General features: G+C 71.0%; 24 protein-coding genes. 12 read left to right on the forward strand and 12 right to left on the reverse strand.

Annotation, left to right across the window (positions count from 1 at the left end; all coding sequences use genetic code 11):
• Positions 1-1,377: DNA/RNA non-specific endonuclease (locus tag D7W81_RS26410; protein WP_306440909.1), on the forward strand; the 1,377-nt coding region annotated here is incomplete at its 5' end.
• A 42-nt stretch (positions 1,378-1,419) separates the two neighbouring features.
• Here the strand turns inward: D7W81_RS26410 and D7W81_RS26415 are convergent.
• The 4 genes from D7W81_RS26415 to D7W81_RS26430 all read right to left on the reverse strand — a co-directional run bounded on the left by D7W81_RS26415 (position 1,420) and on the right by D7W81_RS26430 (position 3,750).
• The gene (locus tag D7W81_RS26415) at positions 1,420-2,103 is read right to left on the reverse strand and encodes a dihydrofolate reductase family protein (RefSeq protein WP_120558183.1); all 684 of its coding nucleotides are present in this window, start codon (positions 2,101-2,103) and stop codon (positions 1,420-1,422) included.
• A gap of 117 nt (positions 2,104-2,220) precedes the next feature.
• Positions 2,221-2,439, reverse strand: a complete 219-nt coding sequence (locus D7W81_RS26420) for a hypothetical protein (RefSeq protein ID WP_120558161.1) — start codon at positions 2,437-2,439, stop codon at positions 2,221-2,223.
• Between the two features lie 85 nt (positions 2,440-2,524).
• Positions 2,525-3,013, reverse strand: coding sequence for a hypothetical protein (locus D7W81_RS26425; protein WP_120558162.1), 489 nt, complete (start codon positions 3,011-3,013; stop codon positions 2,525-2,527).
• 23 nt (positions 3,014-3,036) lie between these two features.
• Complete coding sequence (locus D7W81_RS26430; RefSeq protein WP_120558163.1) at positions 3,037-3,750, reverse strand: NIPSNAP family protein; 714 nt, start codon at positions 3,748-3,750, stop codon at positions 3,037-3,039.
• 67 nt (positions 3,751-3,817) lie between these two features.
• Here D7W81_RS26430 and pdxR point away from each other — a divergent pair, with 67 nt between their 5' ends.
• From pdxR to D7W81_RS26460, 6 genes are all read left to right on the forward strand, one after another.
• A complete protein-coding gene (pdxR, locus tag D7W81_RS26435) occupies positions 3,818-5,338 on the forward strand; it encodes a MocR-like pyridoxine biosynthesis transcription factor PdxR (RefSeq protein WP_120558164.1) in 1,521 nt (506 codons plus the stop codon).
• Positions 5,339-5,399: 61 nt separating this feature from the next.
• Positions 5,400-5,783, forward strand: coding sequence for an ArsR/SmtB family transcription factor (locus D7W81_RS26440; RefSeq protein ID WP_279637855.1), 384 nt, complete (start codon positions 5,400-5,402; stop codon positions 5,781-5,783).
• On the forward strand, positions 5,780-6,238 hold the full coding sequence (locus D7W81_RS26445) for an SRPBCC family protein (protein WP_120558166.1): 459 nt from the start codon (positions 5,780-5,782) through the stop codon (positions 6,236-6,238). Before D7W81_RS26440 ends, D7W81_RS26445 begins: the two co-directional genes overlap by 4 nt.
• Before the next feature lie 37 nt (positions 6,239-6,275).
• Positions 6,276-6,860 (forward strand): hypothetical protein, encoded by a 585-nt coding sequence (locus D7W81_RS26450; protein ID WP_120558167.1) that lies wholly within the window; start codon positions 6,276-6,278, stop codon positions 6,858-6,860.
• Positions 6,833-7,918: an MBL fold metallo-hydrolase gene (locus tag D7W81_RS26455; RefSeq protein WP_120558168.1), complete on the forward strand. Its 1,086-nt coding sequence runs from the start codon at positions 6,833-6,835 to the stop codon at positions 7,916-7,918. The genes D7W81_RS26450 and D7W81_RS26455 overlap by 28 nt, the downstream gene beginning before the upstream one ends.
• Entirely contained in the window at positions 7,905-8,831 is a 927-nt protein-coding gene (locus D7W81_RS26460) for a hypothetical protein (protein WP_120558169.1), read from the forward strand. Before D7W81_RS26455 ends, D7W81_RS26460 begins: the two co-directional genes overlap by 14 nt.
• A gap of 9 nt (positions 8,832-8,840) precedes the next feature.
• On the opposite strand, the gene D7W81_RS26465 is transcribed toward D7W81_RS26460, so the two are convergent.
• The 3 genes from D7W81_RS26465 to D7W81_RS26475 are packed head-to-tail and all read right to left on the reverse strand — an operon-like array spanning position 8,841 to position 10,880.
• A complete protein-coding gene (locus D7W81_RS26465; protein ID WP_120558170.1) occupies positions 8,841-9,422 on the reverse strand; it encodes a Uma2 family endonuclease in 582 nt (193 codons plus the stop codon).
• A gap of 51 nt (positions 9,423-9,473) precedes the next feature.
• Positions 9,474-10,514: a class I SAM-dependent methyltransferase gene (locus tag D7W81_RS26470; RefSeq protein ID WP_120558171.1), complete on the reverse strand. Its 1,041-nt coding sequence runs from the start codon at positions 10,512-10,514 to the stop codon at positions 9,474-9,476.
• Positions 10,515-10,547: 33 nt separating this feature from the next.
• The gene (locus D7W81_RS26475; protein WP_120558172.1) at positions 10,548-10,880 is read right to left on the reverse strand and encodes an MXAN_6627.5 family MYXO-CTERM protein; all 333 of its coding nucleotides are present in this window, start codon (positions 10,878-10,880) and stop codon (positions 10,548-10,550) included.
• 125 nt (positions 10,881-11,005) lie between these two features.
• Between D7W81_RS26475 and D7W81_RS26480 the strand changes: the two genes are divergently transcribed.
• The gene (locus D7W81_RS26480) at positions 11,006-12,328 is read left to right on the forward strand and encodes a response regulator (protein ID WP_120558173.1); all 1,323 of its coding nucleotides are present in this window, start codon (positions 11,006-11,008) and stop codon (positions 12,326-12,328) included.
• Positions 12,329-12,384: 56 nt separating this feature from the next.
• Here D7W81_RS26480 and D7W81_RS26485 read toward each other — a convergent pair whose 3' ends face one another.
• Positions 12,385-13,026, reverse strand: a complete 642-nt coding sequence (locus tag D7W81_RS26485; protein ID WP_120558174.1) for a hypothetical protein — start codon at positions 13,024-13,026, stop codon at positions 12,385-12,387.
• Between the two features lie 57 nt (positions 13,027-13,083).
• On the opposite strand from D7W81_RS26485, the gene D7W81_RS26490 reads away from it, so the two are divergent.
• From D7W81_RS26490 to D7W81_RS26505, 4 genes are all read left to right on the forward strand, one after another.
• The gene (locus D7W81_RS26490; protein ID WP_120558175.1) at positions 13,084-13,581 is read left to right on the forward strand and encodes a hypothetical protein; all 498 of its coding nucleotides are present in this window, start codon (positions 13,084-13,086) and stop codon (positions 13,579-13,581) included.
• A gap of 60 nt (positions 13,582-13,641) precedes the next feature.
• On the forward strand, positions 13,642-14,214 hold the full coding sequence (gene bcp / locus D7W81_RS26495; protein ID WP_120558176.1) for a thioredoxin-dependent thiol peroxidase: 573 nt from the start codon (positions 13,642-13,644) through the stop codon (positions 14,212-14,214).
• A gap of 234 nt (positions 14,215-14,448) precedes the next feature.
• Positions 14,449-14,970 carry a hypothetical protein gene (locus D7W81_RS26500; RefSeq protein WP_147445628.1) on the forward strand — a complete coding sequence of 174 codons (522 nt, stop codon included), beginning with the start codon at positions 14,449-14,451 and terminating at the stop codon, positions 14,968-14,970.
• A 136-nt stretch (positions 14,971-15,106) separates the two neighbouring features.
• On the forward strand, positions 15,107-15,493 hold the full coding sequence (locus D7W81_RS26505) for a hypothetical protein (RefSeq protein ID WP_120558178.1): 387 nt from the start codon (positions 15,107-15,109) through the stop codon (positions 15,491-15,493).
• Here the strand turns inward: D7W81_RS26505 and nagZ are convergent.
• From nagZ to D7W81_RS26525, 4 genes are all read right to left on the reverse strand, one after another.
• Positions 15,490-16,554, reverse strand: coding sequence for a beta-N-acetylhexosaminidase (gene nagZ / locus D7W81_RS26510; protein ID WP_438503375.1), 1,065 nt, complete (start codon positions 16,552-16,554; stop codon positions 15,490-15,492). The two genes, D7W81_RS26505 and nagZ, sit on opposite strands and share 4 nt — an antisense overlap.
• A gap of 611 nt (positions 16,555-17,165) precedes the next feature.
• Positions 17,166-19,265 carry a BatA domain-containing protein gene (locus tag D7W81_RS26515; RefSeq protein ID WP_120558180.1) on the reverse strand — a complete coding sequence of 700 codons (2,100 nt, stop codon included), beginning with the start codon at positions 19,263-19,265 and terminating at the stop codon, positions 17,166-17,168.
• Entirely contained in the window at positions 19,262-20,143 is an 882-nt protein-coding gene (locus D7W81_RS26520) for a DUF58 domain-containing protein (RefSeq protein ID WP_120558181.1), read from the reverse strand. Before D7W81_RS26520 ends, D7W81_RS26515 begins: the two co-directional genes overlap by 4 nt.
• 13 nt (positions 20,144-20,156) lie before the next feature.
• A partial coding sequence (locus D7W81_RS26525; RefSeq protein WP_244227444.1) for an AAA family ATPase occupies positions 20,157-21,164 on the reverse strand: 1,008 nt, incomplete at its 5' end.

Raw genomic sequence — 21,164 nt, forward strand, 5'->3', positions numbered from 1 at the left:
CCCGCGAACACCGCGGTGCCCGCCGGGGCGGACCTCCCCGCCAATGCGCCCGCCGCCAACGTGGTGGCGCCCACGGGTGGCAGCTGGAAGCGCTCCGCCACCAAGGAAGTGGCCATCTCCGACCTCCAGCAGAAGTTCGGCTGGACGGATGAGAGCTGGCAGGGGCGCCTGCTGCACGCGGCGGATGAAGGCGCCGACGGAGGCCGGGCGCAGAACGGCCAGGTGTCCGCGGCGGAGCTGGAGTCGTACCTCTCCGCGCCCACGGACGCGCAGTTCCTGTCATCCACGGCGTTGCAGCAGCAGCGCGCGGCGCTCGACGCGAAGCTCGCGGGCGGCGCGCAGTCCGCGAAGGTGGACAGCTTCGACAGCCCCTGGCAGCAGTCGGTGGCGAAGCGCGCGGACCTGCTGGGCGGCAACGGCGACGGGGCGCTCTCCGCGGACGAGCTGACGGCCTACATCAACGCGTCCAAGGCGAACCAGGCCAAGGGCACGGGCACCGCGGCGAACACGCAGTGGGTGCCCGACCAGCAGATGGCCGCCTTCCAGAGCCGCGTGGCGGAAGTGGCCGGCGAAGCGGATCCGCTCCAGGCCGTGGGTGGCAGCGGCGCGACGCCCGGGCTGAGCATGGTGAAGGAGTACTCGCGGACGCTGATGGACACGGACAAGAACGTGCCCACGTTCGTGAGCTACCTGCTGTCCGCGGCGGACGTGAAGGAGACGCCCGCGGACGTCAGCCGGCTGGAGAGCACCTTCGTGCGCGACCCGGAGCTGAAGCAGGGTGGCGTGGTGGACTCCGACTACAACAACACCGGCTTCGACCGGGGACACATGAAGGCGGCCGAGGACTCGCCCACGCAGGCGGCGATGGACGAGAGCCACTACATGAGCAACATCGCGCCCCAGCACGGCAACCACAACCAGCAGGTGTGGCGCACGCTGGAGCGCGGCGTGTCGGAGATGGTGAAGGAGACCGGCGGCAAGGCCTACATCGTCACGGGCAACCTGTACCTGGACGACAAGGGCAAGCCGCTGCCGCCCGAGTCCCTCCAGACGACGGGCTCCAAGGACGACCGGCGCATCGCGGTCCCCACGCACAACTTCAAGACGGTGCTGCTGGAGCTGCCCAACGGCAACCTGTCCATGTTCGCGTACATGGTGCCGAACAAGGCGGAGGGCCCGTCCAAGAAGGACGACATCCTCCCGCTGCTCCAGGACTCGCGCGTGCCGGTGGACCAGCTGGAAGGGCTGCTGGGCCAGGACCTCTACGCGCAGCTGCCCAAGGGCGTGCAGGACACGCTGGAGAAGGACACGTCCGCCGCGGGCGTCTTCCAGCAGCAGAGCCTCTACGAGTCCGCCACGCTGCTGCGCGCCCCCTGAGCATCTGCCGGGGGCCGCACCCGCTGGCGGCCCTGCCAGGGCTCAGCGGCGCACGCGGTACCTGAGCCACACGATGCCGGAGTCCCGGCGTTCCACATGCGTGAGCTCCAGCGCGGCGCCCATGCCGGTGGAGCCCTGGGGCCGGTCGAACAGGGTCGGTGTGCCGGGCAGGCCGTCGGCGGTGGGGTGCAGGAGGAGGCTCACCTCGTCGATAAGACCCGCGGCGAGGAAGGAACCATTGATGCCGCCGCCGCCCTCCAGCAGCACGGTCTTGATGCCGAAGGAGTCTCCGAGCTTCTCCAGCACGCGGGCGAAGTCGATGTCCTGCTTGCCGCCGAAGACATAGGACACGCCGCGCTCGCGCAGGTGGGCGAGGTGCGCGTCGGGGACGGACTCGGTGAGCACGACGACGAGGTGGTCGTCGTCAATGGCGCCGGATTCCCAGTGGAGCTTGCCGTTCGCATCCAGGGCGATGGCGTAGGACTCGGCGTCCTTGCGAGCGACGAAGTCCGTGCGGGGCAGGGGAGACGCGGGCGCGGGCTTGGGCACGTCCCCTTCCGCGGCGAAGTCCTCCATGGTGATGCGGCCGCACATCCAGGCGTCCGCGCCGAAGGTGTCGGCGGTGCGCTCGTATTCGCCGCGCATCGTCTGTTGATCCGGCCAGTGCTTGACGACGATGCGCCCGTCGATGGACGACACCATGTGGCAGATGACGTGGGGCTTCATCAGGTGGCTCCGGAGCACGGCCTGCCTTCAGATGGCGGGCGGAGCGCGGATGGTTCCCGAGGCGCCACGGTCTGTCGAACCGGTTCCGCGCCGGTCCGTTCACAATCCCGCGAGCCGCTACTGCGTCGCGCCGGGAGAATCGGAGGCCTCGGCGGTGGAGGCCTCCTTTTCGGTCTCGGGCGTCTCCAGCGTGCTGTCGGACTTGCCCACGCTGATGCTCACCGGTCCCGGACTGGAGCTGGGAGCCCCGAACCGGGTCATGGGAGTCGTGCCGACGCCCACGTAGGAACAGCCAACCAGGACGAACAGCGGAACAGCGGCGAGCAGGCGGCGCATGGGAAGGAACCCCGGGACAGGATGGACTGCGCGCGCATTCAACCGGACGCGCACGTGGGAGGTCCAGGGCTGGAGGTGGGAGCTTTCAGCCGGTGGCCGCCACCCGGGTGAACTCCATCACCCAATTGCTCTCCCAGGTCTCTCCGTCCAGGGAGAAGGCCTGTTCCCACCGGGCCCTGTCGTGGCCCTGGCGCGTCCAGTGGAACACGACCTGGACCGGGCGGCCTCCTTCGGTGTCCTCGCCGTAGAATCGGCCGTGGTCGCCCGTGAAGCCTCCGTGCACGGGCGGCTGGAGCACCGCGTGACGGCTGTCGATCCAGTGGATGGACCAGCGGCGCTCCTTCGCGTCGAACAGGCGCAGCGCCATGCCGGAGAAGCCTCGCTCGAAGACGGTCTCCTCGACGTTGGACAGGCCACCCAGGTGGGGCTGACAGCGCATCCTCGACGTGAACACGTCCCAGTCGTCACTGCCCGCGAGCCGTTGTTTGAGCTTCCGGTTCACGCACGTCCATTCACCCATGAGGAAGTCGAAGTCGTGCACGTCGCCCGTGGGCAGTGGAGGAAGAGGCTTCATCGGTCAGGTCCTTTCAGAAACGGTCAGCGCAGCTCGGAGCGCGCGGTAGGGGACAACATCAAGTGTTCCAGCGGTGCGCACAGCCACGGCTGGAGCGGCTCCGCCCAGGCCTTTGAAGCGGCTCGGCGAGGGTGTCCGGCATCCGGGAACACGGTGAGCCAGGCGAAGACGTGTTCGCCCGTGCGCACGGGCAGGGCAGGGAAGGTGTTCTCCGAGGGCTCGGTCTGGAACAGGGCCCGGGGCGCCGCGCCCAGTTCATCGAGCACGGGACGCACGTGCTGATGGAAGGAGCCTATGAGGGCTTCATCGGCCGGGGCCTTCAGGTAGCAGAGCGTCACCTCCACCCGGGAGCCGGGTCGCGCGTCCGCACCGGGGGGGGGCCGGGGCGTGCCGGGATGCACGAGCCCCGTGTCCGGCCGCACGGGTCGCAGGAGCAGGACGTTGTCGGAGTCCAGCATGGTCGCGTTCGCCGCGTCGCGGTGCTCCTTCCACACCGGTCCGCCGTAGAACGCGCTCAGGGCGTCGCGTCGTGAGGCCATGTCGCGAAAGCCTCGCAGCCAGACGAACCGGTCTGGCCGCTCCACGTCGCGGAACTGACCGATGAGGTGCATCCCGGTGGCTTCCTGCGACTCGATGAAGGCCCGTTCGAAGAGCGAGACGAGGACGTCGCGCTGACCGGGGCGCAGCGTGTACTGGCGCAGTTCGAGGACCGAGCAGCAAGGAGGATGGGACGGCATGAAGCCATCCTTGCCAGGGAACTGGTAGGGTCGCGAAGACCACTTCTGTCGAAACCGGCCATACCAGTTGAAGACCTCCACCGGCGTCGCGTCGTCGCTCCTCCTGAAGCTTGATTCGCGGAGTCCCACGCCGCTCCACGAGCAGCTCTTTGAAGGCATCCGCGCGCGCATCCTCGCGGGGGCGTTGGTTCCCGGGCTGCGGATTCCCTCCTCCCGCCAGCTCGCCACCGAGCTGGACGTGGCCCGAAGCACCGTCCTCCAGGCCCTGGATGCGCTCACGGCGGAGGGCTACCTCATGGCCCGTCCCGGTTCCTGCACGCGCGTCGCGCCCGAGTTGCCCCTCCTCGCGGAGGACCGGAGCGCCGCTGCCGCACGTGCGTTGAACCCTGACGAACGGCGCCAGGACCGTGCCTCGCGGGGACCCAGGCTCGCTGCCTCCGCGCGGGCGCTGAAGCCCCTGACAGCGGGTGCTCCGCGCCTGGGCGCCGCGCCTCGCGCCTTCCGGCCCGGTGTGCCCGCGCTCGACTTGTTTCCCACCGCGCTCTGGGCCCGCACGGTGACTCGCGTCCATGCTCGCGCGAGCACGGGGTTGCTTGATGGCGGTGACCCTTCGGGCCATGCGCCGCTGCGCGAAGCCATCGCCACCCATGTGTCCGCGTCGCGCGGCGTGCGCTGCGTTCCCGAGCAGGTCTTCATCACGGCGGGCACCCAGCAGGCCTTCGATGAAATCCTCCGGCTCGCGCTGGACCCAGGCGACTCCGTCTGGGTGGAGGACCCCGGCTATCCCGGTGCCCGTCGCGCCGTGCTCGCCGCCGGAGGACGCCCGGTGCCCATCCCCGTGGATGGGGACGGACTCGACGTGGGCGAAGGCCTGGCGCGTGCGCCCAGGGCCCGGGTCGCGCTGGTGGCGCCTTCGCATCAGTACCCGCTGGGTGCCACGCTGAGCCTGGCGCGGCGGATGGCGCTGCTCCGGTGGGCCGGACGCACCCGAGCGCTGATCATCGAGGACGATTACGACAGCGAGTTCCGCCACCGTGGCCGTCCCCTCACCGCGCTCCAGGGGCTCGATGACACCGGCTGCGTGGTCTACGTGGGCACGTTCAGCAAGTCGATGTTCCCTGGCCTGCGCCTGGGCTTCCTCGTCGCGCCGCCCTCGCTCGTGGACGTCTTCGCCGCCGCCCGGGCCGCCGCGTCCGCCCCTGCCTCCACGCTGGAGCAGGCCGCGCTCGCCGTGTTCCTCGCGGAAGGACACTTCGCCCGCCACCTGCGCCGGATGCGAACGGCCTATCGGGAGCGCGGCGAAGCCCTGCTCGAAGCCCTGCACGCCGACTGCCCGGGCGTCCTCATGCCCCGGCCTTGTGACACCGGCATGCAGGTCTGCGCGTCCCTTGCCGCACCGCTGTCCGACCTGGATGTCCGCGATGAAGCCGCGCGGAAGGGAGTGGAGGTCGCCGCCCTGTCCGGCTACTTCCTCGGCCGCCGCCGCGAGTCCGGCCTCGTCTTCGGCTTCGGCGGCGTGCGCCCGGAGACCCTTCGCGCCGGGACGCGCGCCCTGGCCCGAGCGCTCGAAGTCTCAAGCCGCCGCTGAGCTCCAGGCGCCTCGCCTTGACAGCCCACGGGCTCGCGTTGATATTCAACCCAGAGGTTGAATGATGCGGACCCCGGCGACCCCGAACCACCTGGACCAGACGCTGCTGGCGCTGGCCGACCCGACGCGAAGGGCCATCCTCCAGCGCCTGGCGGCGGGGGAGACGCGCGTGACGGAGTTGGCCCAGCCCTTCGCCATGTCCCTCAACGCGGTGTCCAAGCACATCCGCGTGCTGGAGCGCGCGAAGCTGGTGCGCCGCCGCCGCGAGGGCCGCGAACACCTGCTGTCGTTCACCCCGAAGCCCATGGACGAAGCCGCGCGCTGGATGGAAGCGCAGCGCGCGAACTGGACCACCCGGCTCCAGGCGCTGGATGACCTCCTCCAGGAGGAGGACCGCGCCGCCGCGGCCTCCGCCCCTCCCCACCCGAAAGGACGCACCCGATGACTCCGTCCCGCCCCGTGAAGCTGAGCGTGACCCACCGCTTCAAGGCCTCCGCCGAGCGCGTCTTCGACGCCTGGCTCGACCCCCAGAAGGCCCGCCACTGGCTCTTCGTCACGAAGACGGGCATGCCGTTGGTGCGCTCGGAGGTGGACGCGCGCGTGGGCGGCACCTTCACCTTCACGGACTCGCGCGACGGCGAGGAGGTGGAGCACGTGGGCGAGTACCTGGAGCTCGACCGGCCCCGCCGGCTGGTGTTCACCTTCGCCGTGCCCAAGTACTCGAAGGACTACGACCGGGTGACGGTGGACATCGTTCCCCAGGGCACTGGCTGTGAGCTGACCCTGACCCACGAGATGGGCCCGGACGGCGAGCAGTGGAAGGACAGCACCGTGAAGGGGTGGAACACCCTCCTGGGCTCCCTCGACGCGTGGGTGGATTCGTCCGCGAACCCCGCCTGACATCCCTTCCCGGGCGCGGGCCGTCTACGATGGCGCCATGACCTGGCGTTCCCTCCTCCTCCCGCTGGCGCTCTGGGGCGCCGCGTCCGCATGCGGGCAGCGGCGCAGCGACCCCGCGCGCGTGGCGGAGGACCTGATGCGCCCCGCGCCCGTGGGGGCCTTCGCCGCGGGCACGCCCCCGGCCACCACCGGGGACTGCACGGTGCGCACGGCGAAGGCGTGCTTCGACCAGGCGCTCACCCTGCTGGCCACGAACGCCCAAGGCCCGGAGCGGCTGCGCGCGCTGTCGCTCATGGGCAAGGCGTGCGACGGACAGGTGAAGGACGCCTGCTCCTGGCTGTCCCAGCACGTGAAGGAGCCCCGGCGCGTGCGCGGCGGTCCGCCGGACGACCCGGTGTTCCAGGAGGCCTTCCAGCGCTGGCGCGAAGGCCGCAAGCACCACGTGCGCGTGACGTGCCGGCTGGTGCAGGGCGGCGTGCCCCAGCAATGCGAGGTGCGGGAAGCGACGCTGCCTCCGGACCTGCTGGCGCAAGCGCTCACCCGCATCCAGGCCTCGCGCTACGTGCTGCCCACCCTCGACGGAGAGCCCTTCGAATGCGACTGGACCATCGTCATCAAGTGACGCGGCTGTGGCCCGCGCTGGCCCTGTCGCTGTTCACGGGCTGCTTCGCCGGCACCGTGCACCGGGGGCCGGTGACGGACCACTTCGACGGCGAGACGTTCCAGAACCTGGGCGATGCGCCCAAGCTCTCACCGCTCACGCTGGTGGCGGCCGTGATGGAGGAGAAGCGCGGCCCGTGGCGTGACTATGCGGAGGAGCCCCCCGGTCCGAAGCCGCCGGAGCGCGTGGGCCCGGGGGAGCTGCGCGTGACGTTCATCGGCCACGCCACGGTGTTGCTCCAGGCGGACGGCGTGAACGTGCTGACGGACCCCATCTATTCGGAGCGGGCGAGCCCCGTGTCCTTCGTGGGCCCCAAGCGCGTGCGGCCTCCGGGCATCCGCTTCGAGGACCTGCCGCCCATCGACGTCGTGGTGGTGAGCCACAACCACTACGACCACATGGACCTGCCCACGCTGCGGCGGCTGGAGGCCGCGCACCATCCGCTCTTCGTCGTGGGCCTGGGCAACCGCGAGCTGCTGATGGACGAGGGCTTCCAGCGCGTGGAGGAGCTGGACTGGTGGCATCACGCGAAGGGCGGGCCCGCGGCGTTGAAGGTGTGGGCGGTGCCCGCGCAGCACCGCTCGAACCGGGGGCTGACGGACCAGGAGGAGACGCTGTGGGCGGGCTACGTGCTGGAGACGTCCGGCGGCCCGGTGCTCTTCGCGGGTGACACGGGGCTGGGGCCGCACTTCGACCGCATCGCGGAGCGCTTCGGGCCCATGCGCCTGTCGGTGTTGCCCATTGGCGCGTTCCGTCCTCGCGTCCTGCACCCGGTGCACATGGGGCCGGAGGACGCGCTGAAGGCGCACCGCGTGCTGCGCTCGAGCACGTCGGTGGCGATGCACTACGGCACCTTCCCCATGGCGTGGGACGGGCAGGACGAAGCGAAGTACCTGCTGCTGCGGCTCTTGCTGCGCGAAGAGGTGCGCCCGCGCTTCTGGGCGCTGGGCTTCGGCGAGGGCCGGGACGTGCCGCCGCTGGCGCCGCGGGATGACGGGCGGGCCGATGCCGGACGCTGAAGGGGCGGTGCCGCCGGAGGTGGAGGCGAAGGAGAAGATGGACCGGGCGCGCGCGCACATCCGCTCGGGTGAGCTGGAGGAGGCGATTCCCCTCTGTGACGAGGTGTACCGGCGCTTCACGCTGTCGAAGTCACCGGCGCTCCAGCTCCAGGTGGCGCGAGCGCTGGGGCACCGGGGCGCGGCCATCGCGGAGCAGGGGATGTACAACGAGGCGCTGGTCCACTTCGACGAGGTGGAGCGCCGCTTCTGGAGTCCGCGCAGGCCCGAGCTGTGGGAGGGCGTCGCGTGGGGGATGCTGTACCGGGCCCGGGTGCTCCTGGAGATGGACCGGGAGGACATGGGCCGCAACTGGCTGGAGCGGATGCTGAGCCGCTTCAAGGCCTTCGTGCAGCGGCCCGACCTGCGCATCCCGGTGGAGATGGCGCGGACCGCGGTGCTCGCCACCCACAACCAGGGGCAGCGGTTCGAGGAAGCGCTGAGCCAGTCCGAGGCGCTCCTGAAGGAGTACGACGGAAACGCCGACCCGTTCCTGGTGGAGCAGACCGCGGTGTCGCTGTTGCAGCGAGCCATCGCGCTCCAGGGACTGGGGCACGTGGACGAAGCGCTGGAGGCATTCGACGAACTGGACGTGCGCTACAGCGAGTCAGCGGACCCGAGGCTGCGCGCCCTGGTGTCCACCGCGCTCATGGGACGGGCCATCGTGCTGCTCCGGGAGGAGTTCCTCCCGGAGGCCATGGGCGTGCTCGACGCCATCCTCGAACATGCAGGGCCGAACCCGGGACCGCGCCTGATGGAGTCCGTGAACTTCGCGCAGTTCCACCGCGAGGTCGTCGAGCGTCAGATGCAGGTGGAGCGTGAGCGCGCGGCCCGCAGGCCGAAGCCCCCGCCCCTGGCGAAGCCGAAGCCGCGTTAGTCCCCTTCCTCAGGACGCATCGGTCACCGGCCACCACTCGCCCAGCCGCAGCTCGATGGCATCAAACGGCGCCGCGCGGATGACGTCGTCATCTCCGTACACGCCCAGCTCCATCCAGCGCCCGTTGTGCAACTGGCTCACGGTCAGCGTGCGCGCCTCCAGGTCGATGAACCACAGGTGCTTGATGCCGATGCGCGCGTAGAAGGGGCGCTTGATGCGCGTGTCGTAGGCCCGCGTGGACGGCGACAGGATTTCGCAAGCCCAGTCCGGGACGACCTTGCACCTTCCGCCGGGCAACACGGGCACCCGCTCGCGCCTCCACCCTGCGAGGTCCGGGCTGAACTCCGGTGCTCCCTCTACCTGGACTCCCGGCTCCGCCAACACCCACCAACCGCCGGGGCCGTTCTGGCCGCGTTGGAAGGGGCCTCGCAGCCCTTCAATCAGCGCGCCCACCAGGTCCATGTGCCCGGCCCGGGGCCGCGCATGCGTATACAGTGTCCCATCGATGATCTCGCCCACCACGCCCTCGGGCAGGGCCTCGATGTCAGCGAGGGTCGCCGGACCCCCGAGTGGTTTCGCGCCATAGGCCATGCCCGGAGTGTGGAGATAGCTCCACCGTCTGACAAGCAGACGCCGGGGCCGCTACTCCGGCTGCGCGATGATCAACGTCTGCAACGGCAGGTGCCGGATGGGCCGGGTGCTCTGCACCTTGAAACCCGCGTCATCCAGGAAGCCCTCCACCTCCGCGGGCGTGTACGACGCGGCCCCGGACGTGAGGAAGTAGTGCAACCCGATGAGCGGCGCGGACGTGCCCTGCGTGTCCCGTTCCTCGCGCAGGTACTCCAGCACCGCCAGCGTGCCCCGGGACGCCATGGCTCCGCGCACGCGCCGCAGGAGCGCCACGTTCTGCGCGGGCGTCAGGTGGTGCATCACCTGGAACAGCAGCGCGGCGTCATACGGCCCGCCCAGCTCCGCGTGCAGCACGTCGCCTTCCTTGTGCGTCACCCGGTGCGACATCCCCGCCTGGGCGATGATGTCCCGCCCCACGCGCACGCTGCCCTCCAGGTCCACCACCGTGGCCTTCAGCCCCCGGTGCATCCGGCACAGCTCCGCCGCGTACCAGCCATGCGCGCCGCCCAGGTCCAACAAGTGCCGCGCCCCGCGGGGCAGGGGGATGGCCGCCGCCACCTCCGGCGAGGCCAGCCGCGCCAGCTGGTACATGGCCTGGATGTAGTCGCGCCAGCGCGGGTCGTCCGGAGCGAACTGGTGGATGTCCACCGACTGCCCGCTCTTCACCGCGTTCTCCAGCTGCCCCCACCAGTCCCACTGCGCGTAGTTGAACTCCAGGAACGCCGTGATGGCCTGCGGCGAGCGCGGATCCAGCCACCGCCGCGCGCGAGGCGCCAGGCGGAAGCGGCCCCGGTGCAGCTCCACCACCTCGCAGGCGATGAGCGCTTCCAGGAGCGCCCGCATCCCTTCCGTGCTCGTCTTGAGCCGCGCCGCCAGCGCCTCCGCCGTCGCCGCGCCGTCCGCCAGCGCCGCGTACACGCCCAGGCGCGCCCCGGCCATCAGCGTCCGCGACGCCATCATCCCGAAGAAGGCGTGCGCCAGCGGCTGCGGCGCCAGGTTGAGGAAGTCCGCCACCCGCTCCAGGAGGTTGTCCGCCTTGAGGCCCAGCCGCATCGCGCGTCGCTCCTTGGAGTGGGGGGAGTGGGGCTACCGGCGGCGCCGCGAGCCCGCCACGGCGGCCATGCCCAGGATCATCAGCGCCGCCTGAGGCCCCAGCAGGCAGCCCTGCGTCTCCGCCTGGCGGATGCCGGTGTACTTGCACTTGCCCGTGTTGCAGCTGAAGCGCGGCGCGCAGTCGCTGGTGCTGCGGCAGTCGGTGGGCACGCGCCCCGTGTTGTCGTCCCCTTCGGGGGAGTTCGGATCATCCGGCTGGCCCGCGTCCGGCGGCTGGCCTTCCTGGCCCAGCGCCACCAGAGGGGAGAACAGGAGGAATCCGGCCAGGAACCCTGCCGGGCAGATGCGGGAGAAGAGCGAGGACATGAGGCGGGGGACACCCTAACGCCCCAGCGGGGCGCTTGCATCCATCCTCTGAAGCGGGCGGCCTTCCGGTGTTCCCTGGAAACGCTGGCCGCCGGGGCGCCCGAATCTGCTACGGTCCCCCCGCGATGGCGCCTCGAATCCTCGTCGTGGATGACAACCAGGAGCTCCTCTCCCTCCTCACGCAGCTGTTCGAGGACGCCGGGTACGAGGTGGTGGGCGCCAGCCGTGGCAAGCAGGCCATCGAGGCCGCCCGCGCCCAGCCGCCGGGCTGTGCTGTCTTGGACATCCTCCTGCCGGACATGATGGGCTACCACCTGGCGGACACGCTGCGGAAGGACAACGCCCAGCTGCCGCTGCTCTTCATCACCGGCGTCTTCAAGGGCGGCAAGCACGCCACGGAGGCGCGCCAGAAGTACCAGGCCGCCGGCTACTTCGAGAAACCCTTCGAGGCCCAGAAGCTGCTGGAAGCGGTGGCCAAGGTGCTGCCCGCGGAGAAGAAGGCCCCCGCCGCCTCCATGCAGGACGCGTTCGAGGTGGAGCTGGACATCGACGTGGAGGAGGAGGGCCCGCAGGACGCCATGGAGCTGACCGGCCGCATCAAGGTCACCGGCGGCGGCAACCTCACGGCCGAAATCCGCGGCGCCAACCTCACCGCCACGCCCATGCAGAAGGTGCCCTCCACCCAGGTGCGGCCCCCCACGCCGGGCCGTCCGCCGGACCCGCTGCCGGCGGGCTCGGGCGCTCCGGGCAGCCGCCGGGGTGAGCTGAAGGACAACCTGCCCTCGCTGCTCACCGCCTTCTACCTGTCACGCGAGACGGGCGAACTGGGCGTGCAGCGCGGCAAGGTGAAGAAGGTCATCTATTTCGAGAACGGCACCCCGGTGTTCGGGCTCTCCAACCTGCTGGCGGACCGCTTCGGGCAGTTCCTGGTGCGCGTGGGGAAGATCAAACCCGAGCAGCTCCAGGACGCGTCCGCCGTCGCCGCGCAGAGCCACCGGCGCACCGGCGACGTGCTGGTGGAGCGCGGCCTGCTCAAGGACACGGAGCGGCTGTACTACGTGGGCCAGCAGGTGAAGGCCATCATCTACTCGGTCTTCTCCTGGGAGGAGGGCACGTACCTGATGAGCTTCAAGGAGAAGGCCTCCGCGGAGTCCATCAAGCTGGACGTGCACCCGGCGAACCTCATCGTCCGGGGCATCAAGAAGCTCTACAAGCCGGAGCGCCTGCGCCGCCTGCTCCAGCCCGAGGACCGGCTCATCCCCGCCGTCGCCCCCGCCTACGGCCTCAACGAGGTGGAGCTGGAGCGCTGGGAGGCGGAGCTCTTGCCCAAGATTGACGGCAACCGCGTGGTGGCGGAGCTGCTCGCGTTCGCCAACCGCCCGGAGCACGTCGTCTACGGCTTCCTGGTGTCGATGATGGCGCTGGGCATCCTGGACAAGCGCTCTTAAGCGGTCCGGTGCCTGACGAGGGCGCCCGGTGTCCGGTGCCCCGCGCCGTGCGGCTGCTAGACGAGCCGCGAGCCGATCCAGAACAGGCCCAGCGCGCCGGAGCCCAGCGCCACGCCGCGCTGGATCCACAGGCTGATGCGCGCGTTGGCGCGCGACAGGCCTTCGGCGAACAGCAGCCCCACCGCGCCCATGCCGATGAGGATGCCCAGCGCGAAGCCAGGCAGGTACGTCCACGCGGACAGGCTCATGCTTCCGCCCACCAGCAGCGGGGGCAGCGCGATGAGCAGCGACCGCACACCGCTCACGGCCATGAAGGCGCCGGCGGCGGTGCTCACGGTGTGCACGTGCTCGTGCGGCTTCCGGTCGTGGCCGGGCAGGTGCGGGTGTCCGTGGTCCAGGCTGTGCGGGAAGATGAGGGCGGTGACGGCCAGCGCCACCAGCACCGCGCCGCCGAACACCTCCGCCCACCGCTCGAAGGTCTCCGACAGGCCCACGCCCGCGAAGAGGCACACCGCCGCGATGCCGCCCAGCATGGCCGCGTGGCCCAGGGCGAAGCGCAGCGCGGTCATGATGGCGACGCGGCGACGGCCGCCTCCCAGGGTGCCGAGCGTGGCCATGGCGGCGCAGTGGTCCGGCCCCAGGGCGTGGAGCAGGCCTTGGGTCAGGCCGAGCAGGAAGGCGAGCAGGATGGGAGCCACGACGGCGCACCCTAGCCGTGGTTTAACCGGGTGGCCAGCAGGAGGACGTCCCACACCATGCGCATTGCCCATCCCCGAACTTCCGCCGCGCTGCTGCTCGCGGGGCTGATCGCCCTGTCGGGCTGCTCCACCGACCCCGGTCCGGAACAGCTGCAAAAGGCGGAGGGCCGCTATCAGGAGCTGATCAACCAGCAGGTCCCCGTCCAGGACCCCGCCTGGACGGAGGTCGCCGCCTGGTTCGAGGCCGTCCCCAAGGACTCCAAGGTCCGCCCGGAGGCCGAGAAGCGGCTGGCCGCGCTGAAGGCCGCTCGTGAGAAGGCCCCGCCGCGTCCCCTGGCCCGCCCCGGAGCGACGGGCCATGGCGCCAGCGACGTGGAGGCCAAGCGCGCCGCGTGTGAGTCGCTCGCGAAGAAGATGGGCGAGTCCCGCACGGAGGCGACGCGCAACATGCTGCGCAAGGTGCTGGAGGCCTGCCAGACGGAGCTGGTCCGGCTGGAGGCCAATGACCACCCGCCGGGCGAAGGCGTCCATCCGCCGGGCGAGGCCGCGCACTGACGTCGGGTTGACGCGCGCGCAAGTTGAGAAGCCCCTGGGGTCTGGGTATGGAGCCGACGCATGCCCATGCCCCAAGCAGGTGACAAGGCCCCCGGCTTCTCGCTCCCCGACCAGAGCGGCGCCACCGTCTCCCTCTCGCAATTCAAGGGACGGCACGTCGTCCTCTACTTCTACCCGAAGGACGCGACCCCGGGCTGCACCACGGAGGCGTGCGACTTCCGCGACGAGCACTCCGCGCTGGTGAAGGCCGGCGCGGTGGTGCTGGGTGTGTCGCCGGACAGCGTCGCTTCGCACCAGAAGTTCGCCACGAAACAGGGGCTGCCGTTCTCGCTCCTGGCGGACCCGGACCACGCGTTGGCGGACGCGTACGGGGTGTGGGGGGAGAAGTCCCTCTATGGCCGCAAGTTCATGGGCCTCATCCGCGCGACCTTCCTCATTGGTCCGGACGCCAGGGTCGTCCGCGTGTGGCCCAAGGTGAAGGTGGCCGGGCACGTCGCGGAGGTCCTGTCCGCGCTCCAGGGCGGGCCGGCGGCCGAGTCGAAGCCGGCGGCTGTCAAGAAAGCGGCGGCGAAGAAGGCCCCGGCCGCGAAGCCGGCGGCGAAGGCCGCGGCCCGGAAGGGCGCTCGCGGCTGAGAGGGCGTGGGGTGGCGGGCACCGGTGCACTCCTGGCGGGACAGGGAGGCCGGGACCGTGTATGCCTGCGACTCATGGCCGTTCCCTCGCTCCCCGGAGGGACAGGCCGTTCACGATGCAGCCCCTCCGGCCTCCGGGCCGGACAGCGGGCGACCGGCAAGGCCAGCCCCCGGGTGCACGCCTGGTGGTTGGCGAACCCGGCATGACCATTCCTCGGGGATGGTGGAGACGAACATGCGCGAGCGAGGCATTCAGCGGTGGATGGGAGCGGCGGCGCTGGCGGCGGGCGTGCTCTTGGGCACGGCCTGTGGCGGGCTGCCGGAGACGGGCGGCAAGCAGCCGGATGAGTCGCGGGGCAATGCCTTCGCGCAGCGTGGGACGCAGCCGGAGGCCGTCTACAACGTGGCCGAGCAGCAGGGGCATGAGAACCCCGCTGACGCGCACCACGGCGACGCGGCGGCGAAGCTGCCCAAGCACGTGCTGACGGTGGACCGGGGCTACAACTCCACCATCGAGAAGATCGGCTCCAGCATCGACCCGCGCACGAAGGCCAAGGATGGCCAGCCCAACAACTCCAAGTGGGACGACCCGGGCGGCATGATGGCGCACCGCTACGGCGTGCTCGGCGGAGCGACCTACTCGCCCGCGGCGGAAGGCCTGGGCGGCTGGAATGTCTCCCCCGCGAACGAGGGCGTGCGCGGCTTCGACGTGCCCTACAGCTACGTCAGCCCGCCCGTCTACCTGCAGAACCGGTAGTTGGACGGCGGTACAGGGACGCCTGCCGGCCAGCGTGCCAGCGGGCGTCCGTGCTCCGGCCCCGCCACTCCCGGTGGGGCGCCGGGGTGGCCACTCCTTCTGTCGAGGCCGTGACGGCTTCCAAAAGGAGCAGGCCATGCACTCGAAGAAGCTTCATCACTGGACGCTGGTGGCCGTGTGCGCCGCGACGACCGCGCTGGTCGGCCCTGGCTGCAACCGCGACAAGCCCACCATGCCCCGCACGGGGAGCAATTACGAAGGCGTCGCCAACACGCAGCAGCCCGCGCCTCCGGGGACGGGTGGCTCTGGCGCGACCACGCCCACGGACGCGAAGGGGATGCCGCTGAAGCAGGACCCCGCGGGGGCCCAGGGCCAGCAGAACGAGATTGGCGCGCCCGGCTACACCACGCCCCAGGAGCCCGTGCCCGGAGACCAGGGCGGGGCGGGCCGTTTCCAGGGCCCCATGGGCCAGGGCTCCCAGGAAGCCCCGGAGTCGCAGGGCTCCGGGACGTCGGGCCACTAGCGCGACGCGAGCATGACCTCGGTGGGGTCCTTGCCGGTGAAGGCACTGGCAAGGCCCTCGGCCAAGGAGCGGTGCTCCGCGTCTCCCAGCGTGGCGAGCCGGTCCTCGGCGGGGTGCGCGAAGCGGGCGGCGAGCGCGTCCAGGCGCCGGTGCGCTTCGGTGATGCGCTCGCGCGGGACGCGGCCGGACTCCACCGCCTTCACCAGCGCTTCAATGGCGGTGCGCTGCACGTCCGCCTTGTGGCAGACGAGAAACAGGTCCACGCCCGCGAGCGTGCCCTGCACCGCGGCCTCCGCCACCGAGTAGTGGTCCGCGATGGCCTTCATCTCCAGGTCGTCGGAGACAACCACGCCGTCGAAGCCTAGCTCCTTGCGGAGCAGGTCGTGCAGCGCGCGGTGGCTCATGGTCGCCGGGACGTCCTGCTCCAGCGCGTCGAACAGCACGTGCGCCGTCATCAGCGACGCGAGCCCCGCCTTCGCGAAGGCCTGGAAGGGCACCAGCTCCACGCGGCGCAGGCGCTCCATGTCGTGCTTCAGCTTCGGCAGGGTGAGGTGGCTGTCCGTGGTCGTGTCGCCGTGCCCGGGGAAGTGCTTCCCGCAGGACGCGACGCCACCCGCCTCCAGGCCCTTCGCGAGCGCCACGCCCAGCCGGCCCACCTCCACCGGGTCGCGGCTGAAGCTGCGGTCGCCAATCACGGGGTTGGCCGGGTTGGTGTCCACGTCGAGCACGGGCGCGAAGTCCCAGTCGAAGCCCACGGCGCGCAGCTCGTGCGCGAGCAGCCGGCCCACGCGCTCGGCCAGGGCTTCGTCGCCGCGCTGACCCAGCTCGCGCATGGGCGGCAGGGACGTGAAGGGCTCGCCGCGAAGGCGCGCCACCCGGCCGCCCTCCTGGTCCACGGAGAGGATGAAGGGCCGGCCCGCGCGCGTCTTGATGTCACGGCAAAGGGCCGCGGTCTCCGCCGCGGTGCCCACGTTGCGCTTGAAGAGGATGGCGCCGTAGATGCCGTCGTCCATCAGCGCCGCGAGGTCGGCGTCGATGCGGGTGCCAGGAAAGCCCACCATGAAGAGGCGGGCGCAGTCGCGGTAGAGGGCGGAAGCAGGGCTCACGGCCGCGCAGTGTGGCAGAGCCCGCCATCCCTGGGGCACTCCGCGCGCATCCCGAGCGTCGGCTGCCTGTCAGGGCATGGAGCAGCCGGCTCCCGCAGTGGCCTCTCCGTCCGAGGCGCACAGCACGAACTGGTCCGACAGTCGGACCAGTTGAGGGGCCATTGCGCCCGGGGGCCCTGCCGTCGGCGCACCGTGCGAACTGGTCCGACAGTCGGACCAGTTGAGGGGCCATTGCGCCCGGGGCCCCGCCGTCGGCGTACGCGCGAACTGGTCCGACAGTCGGACCAGTTGGGACCATCGTGGCTGGGGAGGGCTCCGGTCGTCGGCGCACCGTGCGAACTGGTCCGACAGTCGGACCAGTTGGGCCATCATCGTGGCTGGGAGGGCGCCTGCTGCATCCCGGACAGCGGAAACTGGTCCGACAGTCGGACCAGTTGGGCCGCATCGGGCGGGAGGAGGACACCTTGGATGCCTGGGCGCTGGGGGCGTGACGGTACGCGTCGAAGAAGAACGCCCGGTGCGCCGCCGGGGCCCCCGCCGTCCACCTTCGTGGGGGCGGGCCGGGGCTACTTCCGGAGCAGCGTGCCTTCGAAGAAGAACGCCAGGCACGCGGCCAGGATGAGCCACGTCCACAGCGGCACGGCGGGCTTGTCCGCGTCCCCCGTGGAGGCCTTCACCGTGTCCTCGCCGAAGTAGGCCGTCAGCGTGTCCTGCGGCACGCGCGTCAGGTCGCTCTCCGCCGGGTCCAGCGTGGCGGCGAAGTCCAGCGCGGCCACGGGCTTCCCCTCCGCGCCCAGCACCGAGTGCACGCCGGGCTCCACCGTGGGCCCCGCCACGAACGACCCGTCCGGCTGCGCCTTCACCGGGACCTCGCTGCCGTCCGGCGCGCGCACGCCCGCCACCTTCTGCGTGCCCTCCGGGCGCAGCGTCACGGTCTCGCCCACGCGCACGCGGACCTCCTCGCGCTCCTCCAGCGAGCCCGTGAGGTACGCGGCGAAGCGCTGCATCAGCGGCAGGAAACTCGTGCGGATGGCGAAGTCGCTCCAGTCGCGGTCCACCGTGCTGGTGAACAGCGCCACGCGCCCCTTGCCCCGGCGTGCCACCGCCACCGCCGGCGCCCCGTCCTCGTACGTGGCCAGCACCTGGCTGGTGCCCGGCGCGGACGGGCTGTCCGCCTCCAGCAGCATGTACTTGTAGAAGCGCGCCCCGATGAGCCCTTCCTCCGCGCGGCCCGTGAAGGGCGCGAACAGCGGATGGTCCACCTTCACCTGCGCCAGCTTCGCCGTCTTCGTCTCCGCGTCGGGATCCTCGCGCTCGGCGCTCGTGCGCACCAGGCGCAACGGACGCGGCAACAGCGTGCCCAGCCGTGAGTTGTACGCCTCCGGGTTCACGTGGTCGCCCACGCTCACGAAGAGGCCGCCGCCGTTCTCCACGAAGGCCGCCAGCTTCCGCGCTTCCTCCTCCGACGGCGCCGTCGTGTTGAGCAGCAGCACCAGGTCATACGCGCTGAAGTCCTCGCGCAGCCCCACCTCCGCGTCGCGCACCGCCACGTCCACCGGCGAGCCCGGCGACGTGAGCGCCGCGTCCACGAAGAAGGCCTCGTCCCGGTAGCGCGTCGCGTGCGGCGAGCCGTTCACCACCAGCGCCTTCAGCCCGCGCGGCACCGGCAGCACGAAGGACCGCCGGTCGTCCTCCGCCAGCGAGTCCGGCGCGAGCGTCACCTGGCCCACCACCGTGCCACCCTGGGGGAAGCGCACCGTCAGCGTCTTCTGCGTCGTGCCGCCCGCGGGCACGTCCACGAAGCCCTTGGCCAGCGTGGACTCGCCCACGCGCACCGCGGCCTCCAGGTCCTTGGCCGGCTTCGTGCCGAAGTTCCGCACCGCGAACGTGAACTGGTACGCGCGCGGCCCCGCCTGGAGCGCGGGCTCCACCCGCAGGTCCACCAGCGCGTGGTTGTCCAGGGACTCGCGCCCGGACGCCACGTCGCGCAGCACGACCTCCGGCTTGACCATCGTGCCCGTGGGGCCCTTCACCGTGGGCGGCGGCGCTTCCAGCCGGAAGCCGGAGGCCGTCATGTCGGAGACCACCACCAGGCGCTTGCCCGGCATCGGGTTCTCCTCCAGCGCCCGCGCGGCCATGTCCAGGCAGCGCGACAGGTCCGCCGTACCGTACGTGGGCTTCGCCTCGTCCACCAGCGCGCGCAGCCGGGCCCGGTCGAAGCCCGGAGGCGGCGGCGCTTCCGGCGAGCCCGTGCACACCATCACAGTCGCGGGCTCCTCCGGCAGCAGGTCCTTGAGCGCGTCGCGCGCCTCGTCACGGCCCTTCTCGAAGTTCGACGTGCCGTCCGACCAGCGCATGGACAGCGACGCATCCAGGATGACCGCCGTGGCCGCGGGCCCGCGCGTCACCGTGGCTGCCTGCGCGTCGCGGGTGAGCTCCGGCCGCGCCAGCGCGATGGGAATCGCCAGGAGGATGAGCGTGCGCAGCGTGTAGAGCAGCAGCCGCTTCAACTTGAGCCGGCTCGCCGTGCGCTTCTGGCTGCGCAGCACGAACGCCAACGGCCCGAACGGATGTGCCCGGGGACGGCGCCGGTCGAACAGGTGCACCAGCACGGGGATGAGCGCACCCAGCGCGCCCAAGAGGAACCACGGATTGCCGAACGTCACCGGCGCCTCCCGCGGCGTCCCAGGAAGCGCAACAGCACCTCATCCAGCCGCTCGTCCGTGCGCACCAGCTCGTAGTCCACGTCGGCCTCGGCGCACTTCGCCTTCACGTCCGCGAGGAACGCGCCGAACTCCTCCAGGTAGCTCTGCTTGATTTCGCGCGGGTTCACCTCGATGCGGCCCTCGCCCTCCATGTCCAGGAAGAGCGTGGGGTCGTCAAAGGGGAACGTCAGCTCCGCGGGGTCCACCAGGTGGAACACCGCCACGTCGTTCTTGCGCTGCCTGAGGGCCAGCACCCGCTTGAGCGCCTCCTGCCGCTCATCCAGCAGGTCCGACAGCACGATGACCGTGGAGCGGCGGGGCAGCACCTCCGCGAGATGATCCGCCGCGCTGCCCAGGTCCGTGGGGCCCTTGGGTTGCGTGTGCTCCAGCGTGTCCAGCAGCACGTTGAGGTGTCCGGCGGAGGCGCGGGGCGGCACGTCCTTGAACGCGCCGCCCACCATGACGGCCAGGCCCGCCGCGTCCTGCTGGCGCACGAGCAGGTAGCTGAGCGCGCCCGCGAGCGTCTTGGCCACCTCCAGCTTGGACATCGCGCCGCTCTGGTAGCCCATGGACGCGGACGCATCCACGACCATCACCGAGCGCAGGTTCGTCTCATGCTCGAAGCGCTTGACGTAGTACTTGTCGAACTTGCCGTAGGCCTTCCAGTCCAGGTGGCGCAGCTCGTCGCCGGGGGCGTACTCCTTGTGCTCGGCGAACTCCACGCTCTGGCCCTGATGGGGGCTCTTGTGGAGGCCGGACAGCACGCCCTCCATCACGGCGCGGGCGCGCAGCTTCACGCCCTGGAGGCGGGACAGCGTCTGGGCGTCGAGCAGCGCCATGGAGTGGGTGCGCCTAGCCCTTCACCACCGTGAGGAGCTGGTCGATGAGCTTCACGGACGTGATGCCCTCGCTCTCCGCGGTGAAGTTGGGCAGCACGCGGTGGCGCAGCACGGGCCGCGCCAGCGCCCGCACGTCCTCCACCGTGGCCACGAAGCGGCCGTTGAGGATGGCGCGCGCCTTGGCCGCCAGCACCAGGTACTGGCTGGCGCGAGGACCCGCGCCCCACGACACGTTCTTCGCCACGAAGTCCGGCGCGCCCGCTTCCTTGGGACGCGTGTGGCGCACCAGCTCCACCGCGTAGCGCACCACGTGGTCCGGCACCGGCACGCGGCGCACCAGCTCCTGGAGGGCGAGGATGCGCTCGGGGGACAGGATCTTCTCCAGCTTCGGCGGCGCGCCGGCGGTGGTGCTCTTGACGATCTGCACCTCCTCCTCGGCGGTGGGGTAGCCCACGTCCACCAGGAACATGAAGCGGTCCAGCTGCGCCTCGGGGAGGGGGTAGGTGCCCTCCTGCTCGATGGGGTTCTGCGTCGCGAAGACGAGGAAGGGCAGCTCCAGCGGGTACGTACGGCCACCGGCGGTGATGCGGTACTCCTGCATCGCCTGGAGGAGCGCGGCCTGCGTCTTGGGCGGCGTGCGGTTCACCTCGTCCGCGAGGATGATGTTCGCGAACAGCGGCCCCTGCATGAAGCGGAAGGAGCGGCGGCCCGTGGTCTTGTCCTCTTCCAGGATGTCCGTGCCCGTGATGTCCGACGGCATCAGGTCCGGCGTGAACTGGATGCGGTTGAAGGACAGGTTGAGCACGTCCGCCAGCGTGGAGATGAGCAGCGTCTTCGCGAGGCCCGGCACGCCCACGAAGAGGCAGTGGCCGCGGCTGAAGAGCGAGATGAGCAGGTGCTCCACCACGTCCCGCTGGCCGACGACGCGCTTTTCAATCTGCTCGACGATGGCGTTGCGGGCCTGGGCAAGCTCCTCGACGGCGCGCAGGTCCTCGGGGGTGGCGTCGGACGAAGGGAGTGG

The organism is Corallococcus aberystwythensis, assembly GCF_003612165.1.
In the GTDB taxonomy this organism is placed as follows: Bacteria; Myxococcota; Myxococcia; order Myxococcales; family Myxococcaceae; genus Corallococcus; species Corallococcus aberystwythensis.

Bases quoted from the DNA above. Each gene is read 5' to 3' on its own strand.
- D7W81_RS26455 (WP_120558168.1), top strand. From the start codon at position 6,833: ATGCGACTGGACCATCGTCATCAAGTGACGCGGCTGTGGCCCGCGCTG.
- D7W81_RS26470 (WP_120558171.1), bottom strand. From the start codon at position 10,514: ATGCGGCTGGGCCTCAAGGCGGACAACCTCCTGGAGCGGGTGGCGGAC.
- bcp (WP_120558176.1), top strand. From the start codon at position 13,642: ATGCCCATGCCCCAAGCAGGTGACAAGGCCCCCGGCTTCTCGCTCCCC.
- D7W81_RS26430 (WP_120558163.1), bottom strand. From the start codon at position 3,750: ATGCCGTCCCATCCTCCTTGCTGCTCGGTCCTCGAACTGCGCCAGTAC.
- D7W81_RS26450 (WP_120558167.1), top strand. From the start codon at position 6,276: ATGACCTGGCGTTCCCTCCTCCTCCCGCTGGCGCTCTGGGGCGCCGCG.
- D7W81_RS26440 (WP_279637855.1), top strand. From the start codon at position 5,400: ATGATGCGGACCCCGGCGACCCCGAACCACCTGGACCAGACGCTGCTG.
- nagZ (WP_438503375.1), bottom strand. From the start codon at position 16,554: ATGGTGGGCTTTCCTGGCACCCGCATCGACGCCGACCTCGCGGCGCTG.
- D7W81_RS26445 (WP_120558166.1), top strand. From the start codon at position 5,780: ATGACTCCGTCCCGCCCCGTGAAGCTGAGCGTGACCCACCGCTTCAAG.
- D7W81_RS26520 (WP_120558181.1), bottom strand. From the start codon at position 20,143: ATGGCGCTGCTCGACGCCCAGACGCTGTCCCGCCTCCAGGGCGTGAAG.
- D7W81_RS26420 (WP_120558161.1), bottom strand. From the start codon at position 2,439: ATGCGCCGCCTGCTCGCCGCTGTTCCGCTGTTCGTCCTGGTTGGCTGT.
- D7W81_RS26465 (WP_120558170.1), bottom strand. From the start codon at position 9,422: ATGGCCTATGGCGCGAAACCACTCGGGGGTCCGGCGACCCTCGCTGAC.
- D7W81_RS26505 (WP_120558178.1), top strand. From the start codon at position 15,107: ATGCACTCGAAGAAGCTTCATCACTGGACGCTGGTGGCCGTGTGCGCC.
- D7W81_RS26490 (WP_120558175.1), top strand. From the start codon at position 13,084: ATGCGCATTGCCCATCCCCGAACTTCCGCCGCGCTGCTGCTCGCGGGG.
- D7W81_RS26415 (WP_120558183.1), bottom strand. From the start codon at position 2,103: ATGAAGCCCCACGTCATCTGCCACATGGTGTCGTCCATCGACGGGCGC.
- D7W81_RS26460 (WP_120558169.1), top strand. From the start codon at position 7,905: ATGCCGGACGCTGAAGGGGCGGTGCCGCCGGAGGTGGAGGCGAAGGAG.
- D7W81_RS26480 (WP_120558173.1), top strand. From the start codon at position 11,006: ATGGCGCCTCGAATCCTCGTCGTGGATGACAACCAGGAGCTCCTCTCC.
- D7W81_RS26475 (WP_120558172.1), bottom strand. From the start codon at position 10,880: ATGTCCTCGCTCTTCTCCCGCATCTGCCCGGCAGGGTTCCTGGCCGGA.
- D7W81_RS26500 (WP_147445628.1), top strand. From the start codon at position 14,449: ATGCGCGAGCGAGGCATTCAGCGGTGGATGGGAGCGGCGGCGCTGGCG.
- D7W81_RS26425 (WP_120558162.1), bottom strand. From the start codon at position 3,013: ATGAAGCCTCTTCCTCCACTGCCCACGGGCGACGTGCACGACTTCGAC.